This is a genomic window from Enterobacter cloacae complex sp. ESBL7 (genome assembly GCF_041679625.1).
In the GTDB taxonomy this organism is placed as follows: Bacteria; Pseudomonadota; Gammaproteobacteria; order Enterobacterales; family Enterobacteriaceae; genus Enterobacter; species Enterobacter asburiae_B.
In genome coordinates this window covers 1-255 of sequence record NZ_JBGORN010000069.1, presented here as the reverse complement: position 1 = coordinate 255, position 255 = coordinate 1, and the positions used below count along the sequence as shown (strand labels likewise).

General features: G+C 42.7%; 1 pseudogene. It reads right to left on the bottom strand.

The annotated features are described in order from the left end of the window. Nucleotides 1-199, bottom strand: a pseudogene (locus ACERY3_RS25495) (MBOAT family protein); the annotation flags it as partial. Nucleotides 200-255 lie beyond the last annotated feature (56 nt).

The window sequence follows — 255 nt, the reverse complement described above, 5'->3', positions numbered from 1 at the left end:
CATAAATAAATCCGGGAATACCTGAAGGAGAAATAAAAAAAGTTATAGCCAGTACTGGCACAATGATCAGTGGTAGTGCATACCAGGGTAACCCGCCAATAATGATCCCAGTCTGTTTTCTCACATTCACCAGGACTGGATAAAAAATAATGAGCGAGACAAATGCCAGAAGTGCTGACAATGTGCTGGTAGTCGGCATCGTATGCCATGCCGACAGAATGTTGTCACAGATAAGTAACGCATCGTTTATGGATG